Source organism: Micromonospora sp. NBC_00389 (assembly GCF_036059255.1).
Taxonomy (GTDB): domain Bacteria; phylum Actinomycetota; class Actinomycetes; order Mycobacteriales; family Micromonosporaceae; genus Micromonospora.
In genome coordinates, this window is record NZ_CP107947.1 from 1,865,592 (window position 1) to 1,884,082 (window position 18,491).

Sequence of the window (18,491 nt, forward strand, 5' to 3'; positions counted from 1 at the left end):
AGACCCCTCTCGGCCCGGGCGGCCACGACGGCCCCCTGCCGGAATCCTGGCACCGTCCCGCTGCGGCCCGGGGCGGAAACGGACGAATCGTCAGCTAAACCGGCGACCCTCGTCCCGTCGGTACGCCCAGCCGGCGAGCGTGGCGAGCAGCACCACCCAGACGCCGAGCATGATCACCGACAGCGGCTGGACCGGGTAGTCACCGACGGCCGACCAGATCAGCTCGACCGCACCCCGGGTGGGCAGGAACGGCGCGATCGTCTCGATGAACCCGGGTGCCTCGCCTGGTGCGGAGAGCAGGCCGCCGCCGAACGCGAGCGGCAGGAAGACCACCTGCGCCACCACGATCGCCGCCTTGCTTGGCAGCGAGTAGCCGATGGCGAGCCCCATCAGCGTGAACGGCACCGAGATGACGGCCACGGTACCGGCGGCCAGCAGGAACGCCGCCGGCGTGATCCGGGCCGCGGTCAGCGTCGCGCCGATCACCACGACCGGGATCAGCGACAGGTACGTCAGCGCCAGGCCGGCCAGCACCCGGCCGGCGAACCGGGGCGCCGGCCCGGCCGGCAGGGTCCGGGTGTACGGATTCCACGGCTGGTCGCGGTCCTCGGCGACGCCGACGCCGTACTGGAAGATGTTGGCGCTCATCACCGAGAAGGTGACCATCGACGCGGTGGCGAAGGTGGCGCCGACCGGGTCTTCGCCGGCGAACGGCACCACGAAGAAGATCATGGCGGCGGCCGGGAAGAAGGCGCTGCCGAAGACGGCCACCGGAATCCGGATGATCTCCAGGAGCTGGTAGCGGGCGTGGACCAGGGCGAGCTGCACGGTGGACGCCTCCTCAGGCGGTGGTGGGTCGGCCGCCAGCGGTGGCGGTGGTGGCGGGCGGTTCCCCGGCAGCGGACTGCTTCCCGATGGCGGGCTGCTCTCCGGTGGGGACCTGCTCCCCGGCGGTGATGGCGAGGAACGCCTCCTCCAGCGAGGTGGGCCGGACCTCCAGGTCGGCGAAGGCGGTCCCGGCGGTGACCAGCGCCCGGACCAGCTGGTCGGCGTCGGTGGTGAGCAGGTGCAGCCGACCGTCGATCCGTTCGGTGCGGACCACCCCGGGCAGCTCGGGCAGCTCGTCGGCGACCAGGCTGACCCGGCGCACGCCGACGATGCCGCGGACCGCGTCCACCGTGTCGTCGGCGAGCACCCGGCCCTGCCCGATCACCACCACCCGGCGGGCCAGGGCCTCCACCTCTTCCAGATAGTGGCTGCTCAACAGGACCGTCCCGCCGTCATCGTGGAACGCCCGGATCGCGTCCCACAGGGTGTGCCGGGCGGCCACGTCCAGGCCGGTGGTCGGCTCGTCGAGCAGCACCAGCCGGGGCCGGCCCACGAACGCCAGCGCCACCGCCAGCCGCCGGCGCTGCCCGCCGGAGAGGCCGCCGGTCTGCCGCCGGGCGAGGTCGCCCAGACCGAAGCGGTCGAGCAGTTCACCCCGAGGCACCGGATCCGGGTAGTGCGCGGAGACGAAGTCGACGACCTCACCGACGCGCAGCGTGCCCGGCAGGCCGGTCTCCTGCGGGGTGACCCCGATCTGTCGCCGGGACGCCGGGTCGCGGGGGTCACCGCCGAACAGCTCGACCCGCCCCGAGCTGGGACGACGTAGACCGACCAGCAGGTTCATCAGAGTGCTCTTGCCGGCGCCGTTCGGGCCGAGCAGGCCGACCAGCTCACCGGCCCGGACTTCCAGGTCGACGCGGTCGAGGGCCAGGACATCGCCGTACCGGCGGCTGGCCTGGTCGGCGCGGGCGAGGATCATGGCTGCTCCTTCGACGGAGTGGGGTCAAGCTGGGTGGGGTCGAGCAGGGCGCGGATGGCTTCGGTGTACTCCTCGAACGCAAGCCGGCCCCGCCGGCTGAGCCGGATCAGGGTGGCCGGGGTGCGCCCACGGTGGGTCTTGCTGACCTCGACGTAGCCGGCCTCCTCGAGCTTGCGCAGGTGCACGGAGAGGTTGCCGGCGGTCATCGCGAGCAGCTCCTGCAATCGGGGGAAGGCGATCCGGTCCCCGTCGCCGAGCGCGGAGAGGGTGGCAACCACCCGCAGCCGGGCCTGCGCGTGGATCACCGGATCGAGCTCGGTCACGAACGCCGCCGCTGTCGCAGCCGGCTGATCGCGCCGGCGACCAGGATCCCGCCACCGCCGGCCACCGCCAGCACCAGCGCGTGCCAGCCCGGCCCGGCGAACGTACCGGCCACGTTGATCACGCTGATCCAGACGCCCAGCCGGAACAGGTCCCGGTCCAGCCAGATTGCTCCGCCGGCCATCTGCAGCGCACCGGTCAGCCCGACGGCGGTCGCCGACCAGAGCAGCGCCGCCTGGTCGTGTGGCAGGTGGTCGACGACCCGGCCGAGCACCGCGAACACGCTCACCGAACCCAGGGCCCAGGCGCAGCCGTACCAGCGCCCGCGCCGGGCGGAGTCGCCGCTGACCTGGCCGTACGCCCGCGCGCTGGCGACCGCCTGGACCGCCGCGGCGGCCACCAGCAGGCCGAAGAGGGCGGTCACCGGCAGCCAGTCCGGTAGCCGGACCAGCACCCGACCGTCGGGTGCGAAGCGCAGGAAGAACAGCCCGAAACCGACCAACCAGGCGACACCCCATGGCCAGTAGAGCAGTCGGGCGTCCGGCTCGAGCCGGCGTGCCGTCGCCACCCGTTGCTCCCGGATGAGGTGGAGCGCTGCCGCGGCGTCGGGGGGTGGCGGATCGTCGTCGTCGAGGTTCACGCAAACTACTTTAAACCACAAAGTCAATCCCACAAGACCTGGACGCCTCCGCCCGGGATGTCGGTAGCAGCACAGAGTGCCTATGGTGGGGGCTGCGGCGGCTGACTCGTCGCACAGGACACAGGGGAGGGTCCGTGTCGAGCCCGAGCAATCAGCTGGAGGTCCAGCCGGAGGCCTTGACGGCATTCGCCGCGGCGTCAAACGATCGGGCGGCCCGCTTTCGCGAGCTGCATCGCTCGTTCGGCGACGGGCACGTGTCGCGGCACGCCTTCGGGGTGATGCCGGCGTCCTTCAGCCTCGCTGCGACGTACGCCGAGCAGTTTGAAGCGTGCCTGCAGGGGCTTGCCGACGGCGCCGAGGTGATGGCGGACATCGCCGAAGGGCTGAGCGACACCGCCGAGGCCTACACCGGCACCGACGTGGCCAGCACCGATCTGTTCGTGCCCGGCCGCCCGGCCGCTCCCGACGTCATCGCGCCCGGCCCCTGGTCGCCCGGCGCCGGTGGCCCGAGTGGACAGGTGTAGGCGTGAGTACGGAGGCGTTGCAGCGCAACAAGACCTACTTCGAGCAGATCGTGTCGGGCACCCCCGACCCGTTCAAGCCGCTGTCCAACGCGGTGCTCTGGCCCTTCGAGCAGCTGCTCGAACTGGTCGCCGGCGAGCCGGACGAACTGATGAACGCCGCCCAGCTCTGCCTGACCACCGGCGAGGCGGTCCGCGCGATCGCTGGCGAGCAGATCCAGGACCGGGCCCGGCTGCGGGGTGCCTGGTCGGGTGATGCCGCCGAGAGCTTCCACGCCTCGATGGACTCGGTGGAGGAGGCGATCGAGGAGTTGGCCCGCGGGTTGGACGGCACCAAGGAGGTGCTGGTCGACGCGGCCAACGCGGCGGTCGACGCGTTCAACCTGCTGGTCGAGCTGATCCTCGAGTTCCTGCTCTGGTTCCTCACCGAGGTGATCATCGCGGCGGTGGCGGCAGCGCTCAGCGCCGGCATCTCGCTCGCGGCGACGGTCGTCCGGGTGCTGGCCCGGCTCGCCACCACGGTCGGCCGGATGGTCAAGATCGTCGCGCGGTTCGCCGAGATCCTGACGAAGCTGGCCACCAAGATGCAGAAGGTCGCCGAGCTGCTGATGAAGTACCGCCGGGCGGTGCTGGAGATCCGCAAGGCCAAGAAGGCGTACCGGATGTGGAACAAGTCCGGGTGGTCGGCCGAGGCCAGGGCGTTCCAGCTCGAGAAATTCAAGACTCTCTTCCCGGGCAAGTTCCTGATCAACCAGGCGTCCCCGGTGAACATCCCTGGCTTCGGCGGAGCCCTCATGGACACCGGAGTCGGGCTGCACGACATCTCCGACGGCACCAAGGACCGCAACTACCTGGTGGACGGCACGTACCGCGAGGATATGGGCCCGTACACCAAGGGCGTGCAGAATGTCTTCGACTCCATCCTGACCTGAGAGGGACCGCCATGACCTTTCCCGGTCTGGACCGCATCGAGGCGCTGGCCCGCAACCTGGACGGCTGGCAGCGCGAGCTGGCCAGCAAGATGACCGAGCTCGAAGAGAGCAGCGCCGAGGGCGTGAGTGACTCCGGCCTGGTCCGGGTCACCGCCGCGGCGGACGGCACGATCGTGTCGTCCGAGATCAACGCCAGGGCGATGCGCCTCGACTCGTTCACCCTGGCCGAGGAGTTCACCGCCGCGGCCAGCCGCGCCCAGGCCGCGGCCGCCGCCCGGGTACGCGAACTGGTCGGCGAGGTGATCGGCGACGCTCCCGACGCCGGCCGACCGGCCGCCGACCGGTACTGAGCCGATGGCGGACATCAGCTACCAGGAACGGCTGACCCAGCTGGTCGAGCCGGGGGAACAGGTGCTCGCCGTCGCGAAGACGGAGATCGCCCAGGGCGTCCTGCCAGCCGACCCACCGCAAGCGGAGCAGCCGGGAACCTCCGGCGCCGGTGGTGGCGGAGGTGTCTCCGGGGCGCTGCTCAACCTGCTCTCGCCGCTGTTCTCCTTCCCGGCGGGGGATCGGATCGTCGACCGAGTCACCCACGGGGTGGCCGGCCGGGGAGCGCCCGGCTCGTCCGCCTCCACCCTGCAACACGCCCGGCGGCCGGTGCCCCCGGCCACGACGCTCAACGACACCGTCCTCGCCGTCACCGACCGGCGGTTGCTCGTGTGCGCGTCCGGTCCGACGAAGCTCTGGTCGAGCCAGGCCGACGACGAGCGGGCGGTGGCCGAGACCCGGGTCGTCTGGTCGGCGCCCCGGACGGCAATGGCCGACGCCCGGGTGGGCTGGCACCGGCTCAACCCGAAGCGCCTCCGGATCGAGTTCACCGACGGCTCCTGGCTGGCCTTCACGGTGCCGATCGCCGAGTCGGGCAAGCCGCTGCGCGAGATCGCCTCAGCTCTCTCCGGTCGCTGACCCGGTCAGGAGCGGCGCGGGCAGCGGCTCGTGGTGCAGCACCGCGAGCCGCGACACCGCCCGGGTGAGCACCACGTACAGCCGGTGCAGCCCGCGCGGCTCGGCCGCGACGATCGCGGCCGGCTCGACCACCACCACGTGGTCGTACTCCAGGCCCTTGACCAGCGTCGCGGGCACCACGGTGACCCGCGCCAGGTCGGCCACGTCGTCGGCGGTCGCGGTCGGGACGCCGACCGCGGCCAGCGCCGCGCGCAGCCCGTCGACCGCGTCGTCCGCGGCGATCACGCCGACCGAGCCGTCGTGCGCGAGCGCCGCGCGCACCTCGGCCACCGTCGCCGCGGTCAGGTCGGTCACGGTACGCACGTCCAGGCCGCCATCGTGGCGCAGCGACTCTGCCGGGGGTACGTCCACCGCGAGCGCCGGCAGCAGTTGATTGGCGAACGCGACCACCGCGGCGGGCACCCGGAAGCCGATCGTCAGTGGCACCACCACGGCGTCCGGCTTGCCCAGGTGGGCCAGGGACTCCCGCCAGTCGGTCGCCGCCCACGGTGCGGTGCCCTGGGCGAGGTCACCGAGGAGAGTGACCGAGCCGTGCTCGCTACGTCGGGCGATGGCCCGGCACTGCATCGGGGAGAGGTCCTGCGCCTCGTCCACCACCACGTGCCCGAACCCGGAGGGCCGCTCCAGCAGCCCGGCCGCCTCGTCGACCAGCACCGCGTCGGCGGCGGTCCAGCGGGTCGCCTTCGCGGTACGGGCCGGCTTCGCCCAGACCAGCAGCGCCTGCTCGGCGTCGCTGAGCAGTCCGTCCGCCGCGGCGGCGAGCCGGGCCGGGTCGGCCAGCAGGCCGTGCACCAGCCCTTCGGGGGTGAGCGCCGGCCAGACCGCGTCCAGGAAGTCGGCTACCTGTCGGCACCGGCCCATCCGGCGCAGCCAGGCGTCGCTGGGCGACTCCGCCCGGCGTGCCTCGGCCTGCCGTTGCAGCAGGCTCACCACTCGCGCCCGGACCCGCTCCCGGCCGGTGCCGTACGGCAGCCCCTCCCGACGGGTCTCCTCGACAATCCGGTGCAGCGGCTCCAGGCCGATCCGCCACCGGAACGAGCCGTCCGACACGGTGATCGGATCGGTCGGCGTACCGATCTGTGCCTGCACCGCTCGGCGCAGCACACTGGCCATCCGCACGTCGTGCTTGAGTGCGGCGACCGCCGACGGCTCGACCGCCCGGACCGGCACCCGGGAGATCAGCTCCTCCACCGTGGCCTGCTCGACCTCGACCTCGCCCAGCGCCGGCAGCACCGCCGCGATGTACGACAGGAACGCCCGGTTCGGCCCGACGATCAGCACACCCGCCCGCCGCAACCGCTCCCGGTGCAGGTAGAGCAGGTACGCGGCCCGGTGCAGACCGACGGCGGTCTTCCCGGTGCCCGGCGCGCCCTGCACGCAGATCGAGTCGGCCAGGTCGGCCCGGACCAGTTCGTCCTGCTCCGGCTGGATGGTGGCAACGATGTCCCGCATCGGCCCCACGCGCGGCCGCTCGATCTCGGCCGTGAGGATCCGGCTCGTCGTGCCCAGCTCCTCGCCCCGGTCCAGCCGCTCATCCTCGAAGCTGGTCAACACCCCGTTGCTGAACCCGAACCGGCGCCGGACCGCCACCCCCTGCGGATCCCGAGCACTGGCCCGGTAGAACGACCGCGAAACCGGTGCCCGCCAGTCCAGCACCAACGGCTCGCCCAGCTCATCACTGACATGCCGCCGCCCCACGTGATAGCGCCGCCCGTCATGATCGCTGCCGCTGCCGCTGCCGCTGCCGCTGCCGCTGCCGCTGCCGCCGGTCGGGCTCGTGCTGCCGGTTGTGCCGGCGCTGCCGGTTGTGCCCGTGCTGCCGGTTGAGCCCGTGCTGCCAGTTGTGCCGGCGCTGCCGGTTGGGCTCGTGCTGCCGGTTTTGCCAGCGCCGCCGGTCGTGCCTGATCCGGCAATCTCGATCGCGTCCGGGGCTGGGCCGCTGTCCGCCGTTGTTCTGGTCGTGGTCGTGCCATCAGGGGTCCCGCTGTCCGTGGTCCCGCCGAAGTCGAGGCGGCCGAAGAAGAGGGGCGTGGTCGGGTCGTCGGCCAGCTCGGCCACCCGGCGGGCCAGCGTGCGGCCGAGCGTCTCCGCGGCGTAGGCGTCGCCGGCCACCTGGTCACCCGTGGCGAAGAGGGCCTCGGCCCGCTCGCGCATCCTTCGCAGCGCCGCCCGTGAGGTGGCGAGGTGTGCGCGCTCGGCGGCCAGATCCGTGTCGAGGTGGGTGTCGAGGTCAAGTGCGGGCATGCTGACGTCCCATCGTTCACATCTGCTGCGCGCTCGCGTGTCCGGGGGCGGATGGCCGGCCACCCGGCGCGGGGACGTCCGTTCCGGTGCAGCTCACCTCGGCCGTCAAGCGGGCTGCAACCCTACGCTCCCACGCCCGACCCTTCCACCGAATTACCGAAGCGACCACCCGATGGAGACGGCGTGGCGCTGGGTGCTGCGGTGCCACGTGCTCGGTCCCGGACTGAGTCGGCGCTCCTCGCCGGCATTACCCACGCTGCCGCCCAAAGGACGCGGCGTGGCGACGGGGTGCTCGCCCCCGGACTGAGAAGCGTTGCGGAGGTTGGTGCTTCCTCGGCGTCAGCACCGCCGGTGGTAGAGGTTGCGGCGCGGGGTGCGGAGCGGGTCAAGCCAGCTGGGCGGGAGGAAGTCGGCCTGGCCGTCCGCCGCGATACGGACCGTCCAGTCGCCCTGATGGAGGAGCCGGTGGTGGTGGCCGCAGAGCAGGACGGCGTTGCCCAGCGCCGTTGCCCCGCCGTCGGCCCAGTGCTGGACGTGGTGGCCGTCGCACCAGCGGGATGGCCGATCGCAGCCTGGGAAGGCGCAGCCGCCGTCGCGCAGCACCAGTGCCCGGCGCAACGGGCCGGTGAAGAGTCGGCGCTGACGCCCTACGTCCAGCACCTGACTGTTGCCGCCCAGCACGGCCGGCAGCACGGCGGCGTCGCAGGCGAGGCGGCGCACCGCGCCGGGCGTCAGGTGTGCGCCGGTCTCCAGTGCGCCAGCGCGGACGCCGTTGACCAGCGCGTCCAGGGAGACGGTCACCACGAGCTGTGGTCGGTCGCCGCCGCTGTCCGGCAGGTGGCCGGTGCGCAGCGCCAGCCGACAGATTTCGCCGAGCGCGTCCGCCCGGCGCTGACCGGGACTGCGGTCGTCGTGCGCACCGGCCGGTGCGCAGAGCGGCCCGATCGCTTCGCGGAGCAGGCTGGCGGTCTCGGTGTCGAGGCTCCCGCTGAGGCGTACCTGCCCATCCTGCTGGTCGGAGAGGGTGACGTGCCGGCGGGCCTCGGCGCGGTCGGCGGCCCGTTCGAGGGCCGCCAGCTCGGCCTGGTCGGCCAGATCCGGTGCGACGTGCGTGAGCACGCGTTCCCCGAGACGGCGCAGGATCGCCGGGTCGAACCGGTCAGCCCAGGCGACCAGCAGTTGGGTGGCCTTGTCGGCGACCTCCGGCCCCGCTTCGGCCGGAAGGGCCGAGATCGTCTCCGCGAGCACCCGGCCCTGCTCCACGGTGATGGCGCCCGTCCGCATCGCATCGCGCACTGCCGACGGCGCGGCGTCGACGGCGGCCGCGAGCTCGACCAGCTGGCGGGCGGATCGACCCGAGAGCCGGAGTCGCTCCCGGAGCCAGACGGCGGTGGATGAGGCGCCGCGGGCGACCGCCAGGCCGCGGGCGTCCAGCTCGCGCACCAGCCCCAGCTGGACGGTGGCCAGCCGCTGCGCCACCGCGTGCGTCGCGTCCAGTGATGCCAGCAACTCGTCGTCGGAGAGCGCCCACGGGGCGACGTCGGCGCAGTCGTCGACGGCCCCGCCGGCCTGCTCCAACGCCCTCAACATGAAGCCACATTAGAACAGGCGTACGACAATTTCCCGAGCCTCCGGTGGCGGGGCGTGCCCCGGCCGGTCGCCGCACTGCAGGTCGGCTGACTGCTGGGTCTGCCGCGGATCCCGCCCACGCTGAGCCAGCGCAGATGCAGCGCGGCCATGCGATTAGGGGGTCGGCGCGCGCGGTCGCCATCAACGCCGCAGCGGTCGTCTACCTGTCCGCTGCCGACGGGTCCGGCACACCTGACGCCCGGCCCTGTCCGCTGCTGGACAGGTCCGGCACCGCCCGATGCCTGGCGCGTGGTGCCATCCCGCCGGTGGCAACGCGGTTGGTGGAGCGGAACTGCGTAGCCCGGGGGGTGATGGCGGGTCGCGCGGATGGCCGGGATCATGGGGTCATGACCGAGGCCCGTCCCGAGTCGCGTCGGATGACGATCAGTGACCCGCAGGTGATGCGGGCGCTGGCCCATCCGGCCCGAATCGCGATCATGGAATACCTGAGCAGTCGGGAGGGTGGTGGGACCGCCACCGAGCTCGCGGAGATCGCCGGGCTGTCGCCGAGTGCGACCAGCTACCACGTGCGAGCGTTGGCGAAGTTCGGCCTGGTCGAGCAGGCGCCGAGCCGGGGTGACGCGCGGGAGCGGGTGTGGCGCGCGGTCAGCCCCAGCGTCATGTTCGACGCGGGCCGTGCGGCCGGGCCGGAGGCGCGCGCGGCCGAGCAGGCGCTGGTCGAGGCGCATGTGGCCCGCGACATGGAGCGGACCCGGGACTGGTTGCGGCGCGCCGGGAGCGAGCCGCCCGAGTGGTACGAGGTGGCGCTGTTCAGCGACGCGCTGCTGCTGCTCACCGCAGAGGAGATGGCCGGGGTGAACGAGGCGGTCTCGGCGCTGCTGGAGCCGTACCGCCAGCGCCGGCGCCGGGCCGATCCGCCGGCGGGTGCGCGGACCGTCTCGGTGCAGTACCACGTGGTGCCGCTGCCATAGGGGTTGTGCCAACCAGTTGTGAAGGATTATTTTCGAAGTATGTCCTTCACAACCGTCGAGTCGCGCTGGCCGGACGTCTGGCTCGCCGCCACAGCGCGGGGCACCACGATCTGCGGCGACTTCCTCGCCGCCACCGCCCTCGCGCTGGCCCTGCAGGGCGCCGGAGCCGGCGGGCTCGCCGTGTCAGGGCTGCTGCTCGCGGCCACCCTGCCCCTGGTGGTGCTCGCCCCGCTCGCCGGCCGGCTCGCTGACCGGGTGGACAGCCGCACTCTGCTGGTGACCGTCGGGCTGGCCCAGGCCGCGATCTGCGTGCTGCTCGCCCTCGCCGACCACCCGGTCCTGGTGGTCGGGCTCGTCACGCTGCTCGCGTGCGGGCTCGCGGTGACTCAGCCCTGCCTGGCGGCGCTGCTGCCGGCGATGGTCCGCCCCGACGACCTGCCGCGGGCGAGCGCGATCAGCCAGACCGCTGTCTCCCTCGGGGCGCTCGGCGGGCCGGTGCTGGCCGGGCTGCTGGTGGGGCAGTTCGGCACCCGCGTACCGCTGCTGCTCGACGCCGCGACCTACCTGGCACTGGTGGTCGCCGGCCTGCTGCTGCGGACCCGGCGCGGTGGTCGGCGGATCGCCGCCACCCCGGCCAACCCACGCGTGGCAGCCCTCGGCTGGCGGCTGCGCCGGGACCCGCTGATGCTCGTCATGGTGGTCAGTACCGCCGTGGTGATCGCGGCGATCGGCGGTATCAACGTGGTCGAGGTCTTCTTCATCCGGGAGACCCTGAACGGCTCGCCCACCACCTACGGGCTGGTCAGTGCCGCCTGGATGGCCGGCATGCTGCCCGGTGGCTGGCTGGCCGCCCGGCTCGCCAACCGGCTCACCGACGACGCTGCGCTGGTCCGTGGGGTGCTGGCCACGCTGGCCGGTTGCAGCCTCATGGTGCTGTTCGGCGCGATGGTGCCGGCGGCCAGCCTGCTGGTGCCGCTCTGGCTGGTGGCGGGCGCGGCCAACGGCGGCGAGAACGTCTTCGCCAACCTGCTCACCGCTCGCCGGGTGCCGGAGGCGATGCGCGCTCGGGCGTACGCGAGCTACGGCGCGGCGGTGCAGGGAGGCTCGATGGTCGGTTTCCTGATCGGCGGTGCGCTGCTGACGGCCGTCCCGCCCCGACCGCTGATCGCCGCCGCCGGCCTGGCCGGGCTCCTGGTGGTGCTGGTCTTCGTGCCGGTGGTCGCCCGGGCGGTACGCCGCCCGTCGCCGGATGACCCGGGCGGACGGCAACACCAGCGGTCGGCGGGGGCGGATGCGGGGTTGGCCACTTCGGGCCGGCCCGCCGAGCCGGCGCCAGAGGCCGGGGATACGGTCGGGTCATGGCTGAGCGCATCGCACGTCCACGGGTCGGGCACATCCAGTTCCTGAACTGCCTGCCGATCTACTGGGGCCTGATGCGCTCCGGTGCCCTGCTCGACGTCGACCTGCAGAAGGATTCGCCGGACCGGTTGAGCGCCGCGCTGGTGGCCGGCGACCTGGACATCGGTCCGATCACGCTCGTGGAGTACCTGAAGCACACCGACGAGTTGCTGCTCCTGCCGGACCTGGCGGTGGGCAGCGACGGGCCGGTGCTGTCGGTCAACGTTGTTTCCACGAAGCCCCTCGCCGAGCTGGACGGCGCCCGGGTGGCGCTCGGCTCCACCTCGCGGACCGGGGTGCTGCTGGCCCAGTTGCTGCTCGCCGAGAAGTACAACGTTCGTCCCGACTACTTCCGCTGCCCGCCGGACCTGACCCAGATGCTGCTGGAGGCCGACGCCGGGGTGCTGATCGGGGACGTGGCGCTGCGGGCGTTGTACGAGGCGCCGCAGCGGGGTCTCACGGTCACCGACCTCGGGCAGGCGTGGCGTGAGTGGACCGGGCTGCCGATGGTCTTCGCGGTCTGGGCGGTTCGCCGCGACTTCGCCGCCGCCCATCCGGGGCTGGTCAAGGAGGTGCACGAGGCGTTCCTGCGCTCGCGTGACCTCTGCCTGGCCGAGCTGGACCAGGTCGCTGAGGCGGCGGCCCGGTGGGAGACGTTCGACGCCGCGACGCTGGCCACGTACTTCCGGACCCTGGACTTCTCGCTGGGCGACCGGCAGGTCGCCGGGCTGCGGGAGTTCGCCCGCCGCGCCGCCGCGCACGGCGTGGTCCCGGAACTGCCGGCCGGTGGCCCGGAGTTCTTCGCCGGCTGAGCCTCAGGGCGCAGGCCGCCAGCCGGGACGGTCGACCGAGCCGGCTGGCGGTCCGGACGCCGGGCGGCGTCAGATGCTGGGAGGGCGGGTCAGACGTTGGGGCGGAGCAGTGCCTCGGTGATCTTCTCGCAGTTCTTCATGCCGTAGTCGTAGCCCATGTTGATCGGGTACTGGACCATCACGCCCATCGTCCAGGTGTCGCCGATGGCCAGGCAGTTGATGTGCATCTCCTGCTCCTTGGTCCGGTCGATCCACCCGTTCTTGATGGCGATCTGCTTCTGCTCGGCGGCCGGGAACGCCTTGCGGATGCCGAAGTCACCGGCGCCGCGGACCAGCTTCATCTCGTTGAGCAGCCACTTGGTCCATTCCGGCCCGGCGGCGGTGCCGGTGGCGATGCAGTTGCCCAGTCGGGCGGTGTCCCGGGGGGAGAGCGCCGTCCGGCTCCAGCCGCCGTCGGGGGCGACACTGCTGTCGGTCAGCTTGCACATGGAGAGCAGTCGCCGGATCGAGGCGTCGCGGCCGACCGAGTTGTAGAACTGCTCGGCCCTGGTGTTGTCGCTGTCCCGGATGATCCGCGTGGCGTCGGCGAGCTTCGCGTCGCTCGGCGTCTGCCCGGCGTCGTCGGCGCGACGCAGGTAGTCGGCGACGATCCAGGCCTTGATCATCGAGGCGGTGGTGCTGGTCTCGTTCATGTTCTTCGAGCCGATGATCTTTCCGGTGCGGCGGTCGAGCACGCTCCAGGAATACCAGCCCTCGATGTCCAGCTTGAGGTCCTTGGCCTGGAACGGCAGCGGCTCCAGCGACGGGCTGGGGCTCGGTTCCGGGGCCGGCTGGCGGGCGCTGCGGTCGGAGGGAGTGCCGGTGGACCGGTCACTGGTCGTCGTGCCGGAGTCGCCCCAGCGGGCGGCGGAGGTCGACTCGAACGGCGACCCCGGTAGCAGCCGAAGCGAAACCAGCACCAGCCCGATCAGGACGACCGCGATCGCGACCAGCCGCAGCGGGGAGGCATCACCGCCGCGTCGCCGGTCCGCCCGACGGTTGCCGGCCATCAGAGCTTTCCGACCGGCTGCTGCGGCACCTTGAGCGCGGCGCCGGGCTGCGGGGTGACGAGTTGAGTGGCCACGCTGGCGCAGACCTGAGCGCCGTAGTCCAGCCCGTTCTTGATGGGGTAACGCAGCATCACCGCGAGGCTCCACTTGTCGTTGACGGCGAGGCAGTTCACGTGCCAGTTGCCGTCGTAGTAGAGCTGCGTCCAGCCGTTCTTGATGCTGACCGGGCCCTGGGCGGTGATCGACTTCGGCAGGCCGTTGATGATCCCCCAGCGACCGCCGCCGGACTTGAGCTTCTGGTCCTTGGCCGCGGTGGTGCCCTGAACCTTGCTCATCTCGCTGAGCACCCACTTGGTCCACTTCGGGCCGGCCGCCTTGCCGTCGGCGATGCAGTCGCCGAGCCGGACGGCGTCCCGGGGGGACATCCGGGTGAAGCTCCAGTAGCCCTCGTACTTGGCCACGTTGCCGCGCTTGGTGTCGGTCAGACCGCAGATGCTGATCGCCCGCTTGATCACTGGCCCCGGCTGGCCGCCCGCCGGCACGGAGTACGAGCCGCCGGCGGCCTTGTAGACCATGTTGGCCGCGTCGTCGTTGCTGTCCCGGATGGCGGAGCTGGCGGCTTTCTTGAGCGCCGCGGTCGGCTCCTTGTCGCCGAGTTGGCGCAGGTAGTCGGAGACGATCCACGCCTTGATCATCGACTCGGTCGAGCTGGTCGCGGTCATGTTCGGCGACCCGGAGATCTTGCCCGTCTCCCGGTCCAGCAGGGCCCACGAGTAGAAGTCGCCCTTGAAGTTCACCGATACCGGGCCAGCCGCCAGCGTGGGCAGTGGTGGTGGGGTGGGTGAGGGCGCGGCGACACTCCCGCCGCCACCGCCGCCTGCGCTGCCGTCGTTGCCAGCGAGCCGCGCGTACGCAGCGGGAACCAGCAGAACGCCACCGAGCAGGACCGCCACGACGGCGAGCACCATGGTCACGCGAGATCGCATGAGTTGGGTGAGCTCCAGATGTCAGGGCCGGGGGGACCGGCTTGTTTCCCGGGATGACCGGTGCGATCGCCGAGGCCGGGGGAGGTGGCCTCTGTGGAGACAACGATTCTGGGCAGCCGATCGTGTGACCGGCAGAAGTCTACTTCCGGACCGGCCGACCACCAGAGTTCGACGCCTGCCAACATGCAATAAAGGCGGGATATCGAGACGGTATGCGTCTTCTAGGAGGATTCATCTTCGTCCAGTGAGCCAAGTCATAGCCGGGCCGATTGCGCTGCGTGCGGGAATACCGCCCATCCGTGACCGAACGTGACTCGGGTTTCCTGTTACACCCCCTAGTGCATCGAGGCGCAAGCTGTAACACTTGTCCTCATGTATGGCAACGACTTCTCCGCCCCGGACGACGCAACCGGCGGCGGCCTGCTCGGCGAGGTCGAGGCGGCCGAGGCGGAGCTGCGCGCCGCCGCCGCCCGTCAGCGGCGCGGCGGCCCCGCTCCGGACGAGGACCTGGCGGCGTACTTCGCCGAGGTGGTCGGCGCGGAGCAGAAGATCGAGCCACGGGACTGGATGCCGGAGGCGTACCGCAAGACGCTGATCCGGCAGATCGCCCAGCACGCCCACTCCGAGATCATCGGCATGCAGCCGGAGGGAAACTGGATCAGCCGGGCGCCGTCGCTCAAGCGCAAGGCGATCCTGCTGGCCAAGGTGCAGGACGAGGCGGGCCACGGTCTCTACCTCTACGCCGCCGCCGAGACCCTCGGCATCAGCCGTGACGAGCTGGTCCGGCTGCTGCTCGACGGGCGGCAGAAGTACAGCTCGATCTTCAACTACCCCACCCTCTCCTGGGCTGACATGGGCGCGATCGGCTGGCTGGTGGACGGCGCGGCGATCGTCAACCAGGTGCCCCTGTGCCGCTGCTCCTACGGCCCGTACGCCCGAGCGATGATCCGGGTCTGCAAGGAGGAGTCGTTCCACCAGCGCCAGGGCTACGAGATCCTGCACACCCTGGCGCACGGCACCCCCGCGCAGCAGGCGATGGCCCAGGACGCGGTGGACCGCTGGTGGTACCCGTCGCTGGCCATGTTCGGCCCGCCGGACGGCGACTCCACGCACTCCGCGAAGTCGATGGCCTGGAAGATCAAGCGCTTCTCGAACGACGATCTGCGCCAACGCTTCGTGGACATGTGCGTCCAGCAGGCGGAGATCCTCGGGTTGCGCATCCCCGATGACGACCTGCGCTGGAACGAGGAGCGGCAGGCGTACGACTACACCCAGCCGGACTACGACGAGCTGATGCGGGTGATCTCCGGCGACGGGCCGTGCAACCGGGAGCGGATGGCACACCGGAGGGCCGCGCACACCGACGGTGCGTGGGTGCGCGAGGCCGCCGCGGCGTACGCCGCCAAGCGGGCCGAGCAGAAGGAGAAGGTGGCGGCGTGAGCGAGCGAACCAGCATGGAGCAGACCCCGCTGTGGGAGGTCTTCGTGCGGGCCCGGCGCGGGCTGTCGCACACCCACGTCGGCAGCCTGCACGCCCCCGACGCCGAGCTGGCCCTGCGCAACGCCCGGGACCTCTACACCCGGCGGCAGGAGGGCGTGTCGATCTGGGTGGTGCCGGCCGGAGCGATCACGGCGTCCAGCCCGGACGAAAAGGACGCCTTCTTCGACCCGGCCGCCGACAAGGTCTACCGCCACCCCACCTTCTATGAGGTACCGGACGGGGTGGCTCACCTGTGAACGGTCCCGTCGAATTCACCCTCGCCCTCGCCCTCGGCGACGACGCGTTGGTCGCCGCGCAACGGCTGGCCGAGTGGACCACTCGCGCGCCGGAGATGGAAGAGGACGTCGCGCTGACCAACATCGCCCTCGACCAGCTCGGCGCGGCCCGCCTACTGCTGTCGTACGCGGGCGAGCTGGAGGGCGCCGGCCGGGACGAGGACGCGCTGGCGTACCTGCGCGACGACCGCGAGTTCCGCAACGCCCTGCTGGTCGAGCTGCCCAACGGCGACTTCGCGGTGACCATGGCGAAGCTGTTCTTCCTCGCGGCGTACCAACTGCCGCTGTACACCGCCCTGGCCGGGTGCCCGGACGAACGGCTGGCCGCGATCGGTGCGAAGGCCCGCAAGGAGTCGGCGTACCACCTGGACCACGGCGCACTGTGGGTGAAGCGTCTCGGCGACGGCACCGAGGAGTCGCACCGCCGGATGCAGGCGGCCGTCGACCAGGTCTGGCCGTACACGCACGAGCTGTTCGCCGCCGATCCCGCGGCACCGGTCGACCCGGCCACCCTGCGGGAGGCGTTCGACGACACCGTCGGCCCGGTGCTGGCCGAGGCGACGCTCACCCGGCCCGAGAGCCGCTGGGCGCCGGCCGGCGGGCGGACGGGCGTGCACACCGAGCATCTGGCGTACCTGCTCGCCGAGATGCAGGTGCTGCACCGCGCGCACCCCGGAGCGACGTGGTGAGTACGCGGCAGAGCCCCGCAGTGGTGGACGGCGCCCGTGGGTCGACCGACCCGAGGACGGCTGCGGCGAGCGTGGTGGATCCGGAGATCCGGGTGATCACCATCGACGAGCTGGGCATCCTGCGCGCGGTCGAGGAAGATCCGGTCAGCGGCCGGGTCACCGTCACCATCACCCCGACGTACACCGGCTGCCCGGCGATGGACGTGATCCGGGCCGACATCCGCCGCGCGCTGGCCGTCGCCGGCCATCCGGACGTCGAGGTCCGCACGGTCTACAGCCCACCGTGGAGCACCGACTGGATCTCCGACGATGGGCGGGCCAAGCTCGCCGCCGCCGGGATCGCCCCGCCGGCCCCGGTGCCCGCCGCCGGTGTGGTGCCGCTGACCCTCGCGGTCCGCTGTCCGCACTGCGGCTCGCCGGAGACCGAGCAGGTCAGCCGGTTCGGCTCCACGGCGTGCAAGGCGCTGTGGCGCTGCCGCTCCTGCGCCGAACCCTTCGACCACCTGAAGGCGCTGTGACAGTCACCATCACCCGACCGGTCCGCCGCCGGCCGGTCTTCCACCCGCTGCAGGTCGGCGCCGTCGACCGGCTCACCGACGACTCCGTGGCGGTCACCTTCGCCGTACCCGAGGAATTGCGAGAGGCCTTCGCGTTCCGCGCGGGCCAGCACCTCACCGTGCGACGGGTGACCGAGGACGGCACGGACGTACGCCGGTCGTACTCCATCTGCTCGACCCCCGACGACCTGGCCCGGCGCGGCCGACTGCGGATCGGGGTACGGGAGATTCCCGGCGGCGCCTTCTCGGCCTTCGCCTGCGGCGCGCTGCGCGGCGGCGACACGGTCGAGGTGCTGCCGCCGCTGGGCACCTTCACGACGGCCTTCGCGCCGGACCGGGTGCGGCACTACGGCGCGGTCGTCGCCGGCTCCGGCATCACCCCGGTGCTCGGGCTGGTCGCGACCGCCCTGGCCGTCGAGCCGGCCAGCACCTTCACCCTGGTGTACGGCAACCGCACGGCGAACACGGTGATGTTCGCCGAGGAGTTGGCCGACCTGAAGGACCGCTATCCCACCCGGTTGCACCTGGTGCACGTGCTCTCCCGCGAGCAGGGCGAGTCACCGCTGCTCTCCGGGCGGATCGACACCGAGCGGCTGAGCCGGTTGCTGAGCACGATCGTCCCGGGGGACGCCATCGAGGAGTGGTTCCTCTGCGGCCCGTACGACATGGTGGTCGACGTCCGGGACGTGCTGACCGCGCGCGGGCTGCCCGAGTCGGCGGTACACACCGAACTGTTCCACGTCGACGCGCCGCCGGAGCCGCTGCGCCGTCCGGTGGACCCGACGGTTGCCGGGGCCGAGGTCACCATCGTGCTGGACGGCCGGTCGTCGAGCTTCACAATGGGCCGCGAGGAGCGGGTGCTGGACGCCGCACTGAAGGTGCGCGGTGAGCTGCCGTACGCCTGCAAGGGTGGCGTCTGCTCGACCTGCAAGGCGAAGGTCGTCGACGGTGCGGTCACGATGGCCCGCAACTACGCCCTGGAGCCCGACGAGCTGGCGGCGGGCTACGTCCTGACCTGCCAGTCCAGCCCGACCACCGACAAGCTCACGGTGGACTACGACGCGTGAAGGCGTCGGATGGCCGGCAGTTCGTCGGGTTCTGCGCGGAGGGCTAGCGAGAATTGACCGGCGGCGGCTGTGGGACGTACCGCACGCCGCCGGGGCCAGACGGTCG

Annotated in this window: 20 protein-coding genes; 12 read left to right on the forward strand and 8 right to left on the reverse strand. The window is 72.0% G+C overall.

All coding sequences use genetic code 11. The features are described from left to right. Nucleotides 1-90 precede the first annotated feature (90 nt). The 4 genes from OG470_RS08915 to OG470_RS08930 are packed head-to-tail and all read right to left on the reverse strand — an operon-like array spanning nt 91 to nt 2,768. Nucleotides 91-828 (reverse strand): ABC transporter permease, encoded by a 738-nt coding sequence (locus OG470_RS08915; protein WP_328422571.1) that lies wholly within the window; start codon nt 826-828, stop codon nt 91-93. Nucleotides 829-841: 13 nt separating this feature from the next. Beyond that, complete coding sequence (locus OG470_RS08920) at nt 842-1,807, reverse strand: ABC transporter ATP-binding protein (RefSeq protein ID WP_328422573.1); 966 nt, start codon at nt 1,805-1,807, stop codon at nt 842-844. Further along, nucleotides 1,804-2,130: a transcriptional regulator gene (locus OG470_RS08925; RefSeq protein WP_328422575.1), complete on the reverse strand. Its 327-nt coding sequence runs from the start codon at nt 2,128-2,130 to the stop codon at nt 1,804-1,806. The genes OG470_RS08920 and OG470_RS08925 overlap by 4 nt, the downstream gene beginning before the upstream one ends. After that, on the reverse strand, nt 2,127-2,768 hold the full coding sequence (locus OG470_RS08930) for a transporter (protein ID WP_328422577.1): 642 nt from the start codon (nt 2,766-2,768) through the stop codon (nt 2,127-2,129). The genes OG470_RS08925 and OG470_RS08930 overlap by 4 nt, the downstream gene beginning before the upstream one ends. A gap of 134 nt (nt 2,769-2,902) precedes the next feature. On the opposite strand from OG470_RS08930, the gene OG470_RS08935 reads away from it, so the two are divergent. The 4 genes from OG470_RS08935 to OG470_RS08950 are packed head-to-tail and all read left to right on the forward strand — an operon-like array spanning nt 2,903 to nt 5,187. Next, nucleotides 2,903-3,292, forward strand: coding sequence for a type VII secretion target (locus tag OG470_RS08935; RefSeq protein WP_328422579.1), 390 nt, complete (start codon nt 2,903-2,905; stop codon nt 3,290-3,292). A 2-nt stretch (nt 3,293-3,294) separates the two neighbouring features. Then, nucleotides 3,295-4,221: a WXG100 family type VII secretion target gene (locus tag OG470_RS08940; protein WP_328422581.1), complete on the forward strand. Its 927-nt coding sequence runs from the start codon at nt 3,295-3,297 to the stop codon at nt 4,219-4,221. An 11-nt stretch (nt 4,222-4,232) separates the two neighbouring features. Then, nucleotides 4,233-4,571: a YbaB/EbfC family nucleoid-associated protein gene (locus tag OG470_RS08945; RefSeq protein WP_328422583.1), complete on the forward strand. Its 339-nt coding sequence runs from the start codon at nt 4,233-4,235 to the stop codon at nt 4,569-4,571. A 4-nt stretch (nt 4,572-4,575) separates the two neighbouring features. Then, nucleotides 4,576-5,187 carry a hypothetical protein gene (locus OG470_RS08950; RefSeq protein ID WP_328422585.1) on the forward strand — a complete coding sequence of 204 codons (612 nt, stop codon included), beginning with the start codon at nt 4,576-4,578 and terminating at the stop codon, nt 5,185-5,187. Here the strand turns inward: OG470_RS08950 and OG470_RS08955 are convergent. Beyond that, nucleotides 5,167-7,491, reverse strand: coding sequence for a HelD family protein (locus tag OG470_RS08955; RefSeq protein WP_328422587.1), 2,325 nt, complete (start codon nt 7,489-7,491; stop codon nt 5,167-5,169). The genes OG470_RS08950 and OG470_RS08955 overlap by 21 nt on opposite strands. A gap of 339 nt (nt 7,492-7,830) precedes the next feature. Next, nucleotides 7,831-9,081, reverse strand: a complete 1,251-nt coding sequence (locus tag OG470_RS08960; RefSeq protein ID WP_328422589.1) for an HNH endonuclease signature motif containing protein — start codon at nt 9,079-9,081, stop codon at nt 7,831-7,833. A 386-nt stretch (nt 9,082-9,467) separates the two neighbouring features. On the opposite strand from OG470_RS08960, the gene OG470_RS08965 reads away from it, so the two are divergent. The 3 genes from OG470_RS08965 to OG470_RS08975 are packed head-to-tail and all read left to right on the forward strand — an operon-like array spanning nt 9,468 to nt 12,262. Further along, nucleotides 9,468-10,052, forward strand: coding sequence for an ArsR/SmtB family transcription factor (locus OG470_RS08965; protein WP_328422591.1), 585 nt, complete (start codon nt 9,468-9,470; stop codon nt 10,050-10,052). Nucleotides 10,053-10,091: 39 nt separating this feature from the next. After that, on the forward strand, nt 10,092-11,459 hold the full coding sequence (locus OG470_RS08970) for an MFS transporter (protein WP_328422593.1): 1,368 nt from the start codon (nt 10,092-10,094) through the stop codon (nt 11,457-11,459). Then, the gene (locus OG470_RS08975; protein WP_328422595.1) at nt 11,411-12,262 is read left to right on the forward strand and encodes a menaquinone biosynthetic enzyme MqnA/MqnD family protein; all 852 of its coding nucleotides are present in this window, start codon (nt 11,411-11,413) and stop codon (nt 12,260-12,262) included. Before OG470_RS08970 ends, OG470_RS08975 begins: the two co-directional genes overlap by 49 nt. 89 nt (nt 12,263-12,351) lie before the next feature. Here OG470_RS08975 and OG470_RS08980 read toward each other — a convergent pair whose 3' ends face one another. Then, on the reverse strand, nt 12,352-13,311 hold the full coding sequence (locus OG470_RS08980) for a hypothetical protein (RefSeq protein ID WP_328422597.1): 960 nt from the start codon (nt 13,309-13,311) through the stop codon (nt 12,352-12,354). Continuing rightward, on the reverse strand, nt 13,311-14,297 hold the full coding sequence (locus tag OG470_RS08985) for a hypothetical protein (RefSeq protein ID WP_328422599.1): 987 nt from the start codon (nt 14,295-14,297) through the stop codon (nt 13,311-13,313). The genes OG470_RS08980 and OG470_RS08985 overlap by 1 nt, the downstream gene beginning before the upstream one ends. Nucleotides 14,298-14,669: 372 nt before the next feature. Here OG470_RS08985 and paaA point away from each other — a divergent pair, with 372 nt between their 5' ends. From paaA to paaE, 5 genes are read left to right on the forward strand one after another with little or no spacing between them, the layout of a single operon-like run. Further along, a complete protein-coding gene (gene paaA / locus OG470_RS08990; protein ID WP_328422601.1) occupies nt 14,670-15,737 on the forward strand; it encodes a 1,2-phenylacetyl-CoA epoxidase subunit PaaA in 1,068 nt (355 codons plus the stop codon). 14 nt (nt 15,738-15,751) lie between these two features. Beyond that, nucleotides 15,752-16,033, forward strand: a complete 282-nt coding sequence (gene paaB, locus OG470_RS08995; protein WP_121655474.1) for a 1,2-phenylacetyl-CoA epoxidase subunit PaaB — start codon at nt 15,752-15,754, stop codon at nt 16,031-16,033. Continuing rightward, entirely contained in the window at nt 16,030-16,761 is a 732-nt protein-coding gene (gene paaC / locus OG470_RS09000) for a 1,2-phenylacetyl-CoA epoxidase subunit PaaC (protein ID WP_328422603.1), read from the forward strand. Before paaB ends, paaC begins: the two co-directional genes overlap by 4 nt. A 23-nt stretch (nt 16,762-16,784) precedes the next feature. Beyond that, complete coding sequence (gene paaD, locus OG470_RS09005) at nt 16,785-17,279, forward strand: 1,2-phenylacetyl-CoA epoxidase subunit PaaD (RefSeq protein ID WP_328426237.1); 495 nt, start codon at nt 16,785-16,787, stop codon at nt 17,277-17,279. Continuing rightward, entirely contained in the window at nt 17,276-18,385 is a 1,110-nt protein-coding gene (paaE, locus tag OG470_RS09010) for a 1,2-phenylacetyl-CoA epoxidase subunit PaaE (RefSeq protein ID WP_328422605.1), read from the forward strand. The genes paaD and paaE overlap by 4 nt, the downstream gene beginning before the upstream one ends. Nucleotides 18,386-18,491 lie beyond the last annotated feature (106 nt).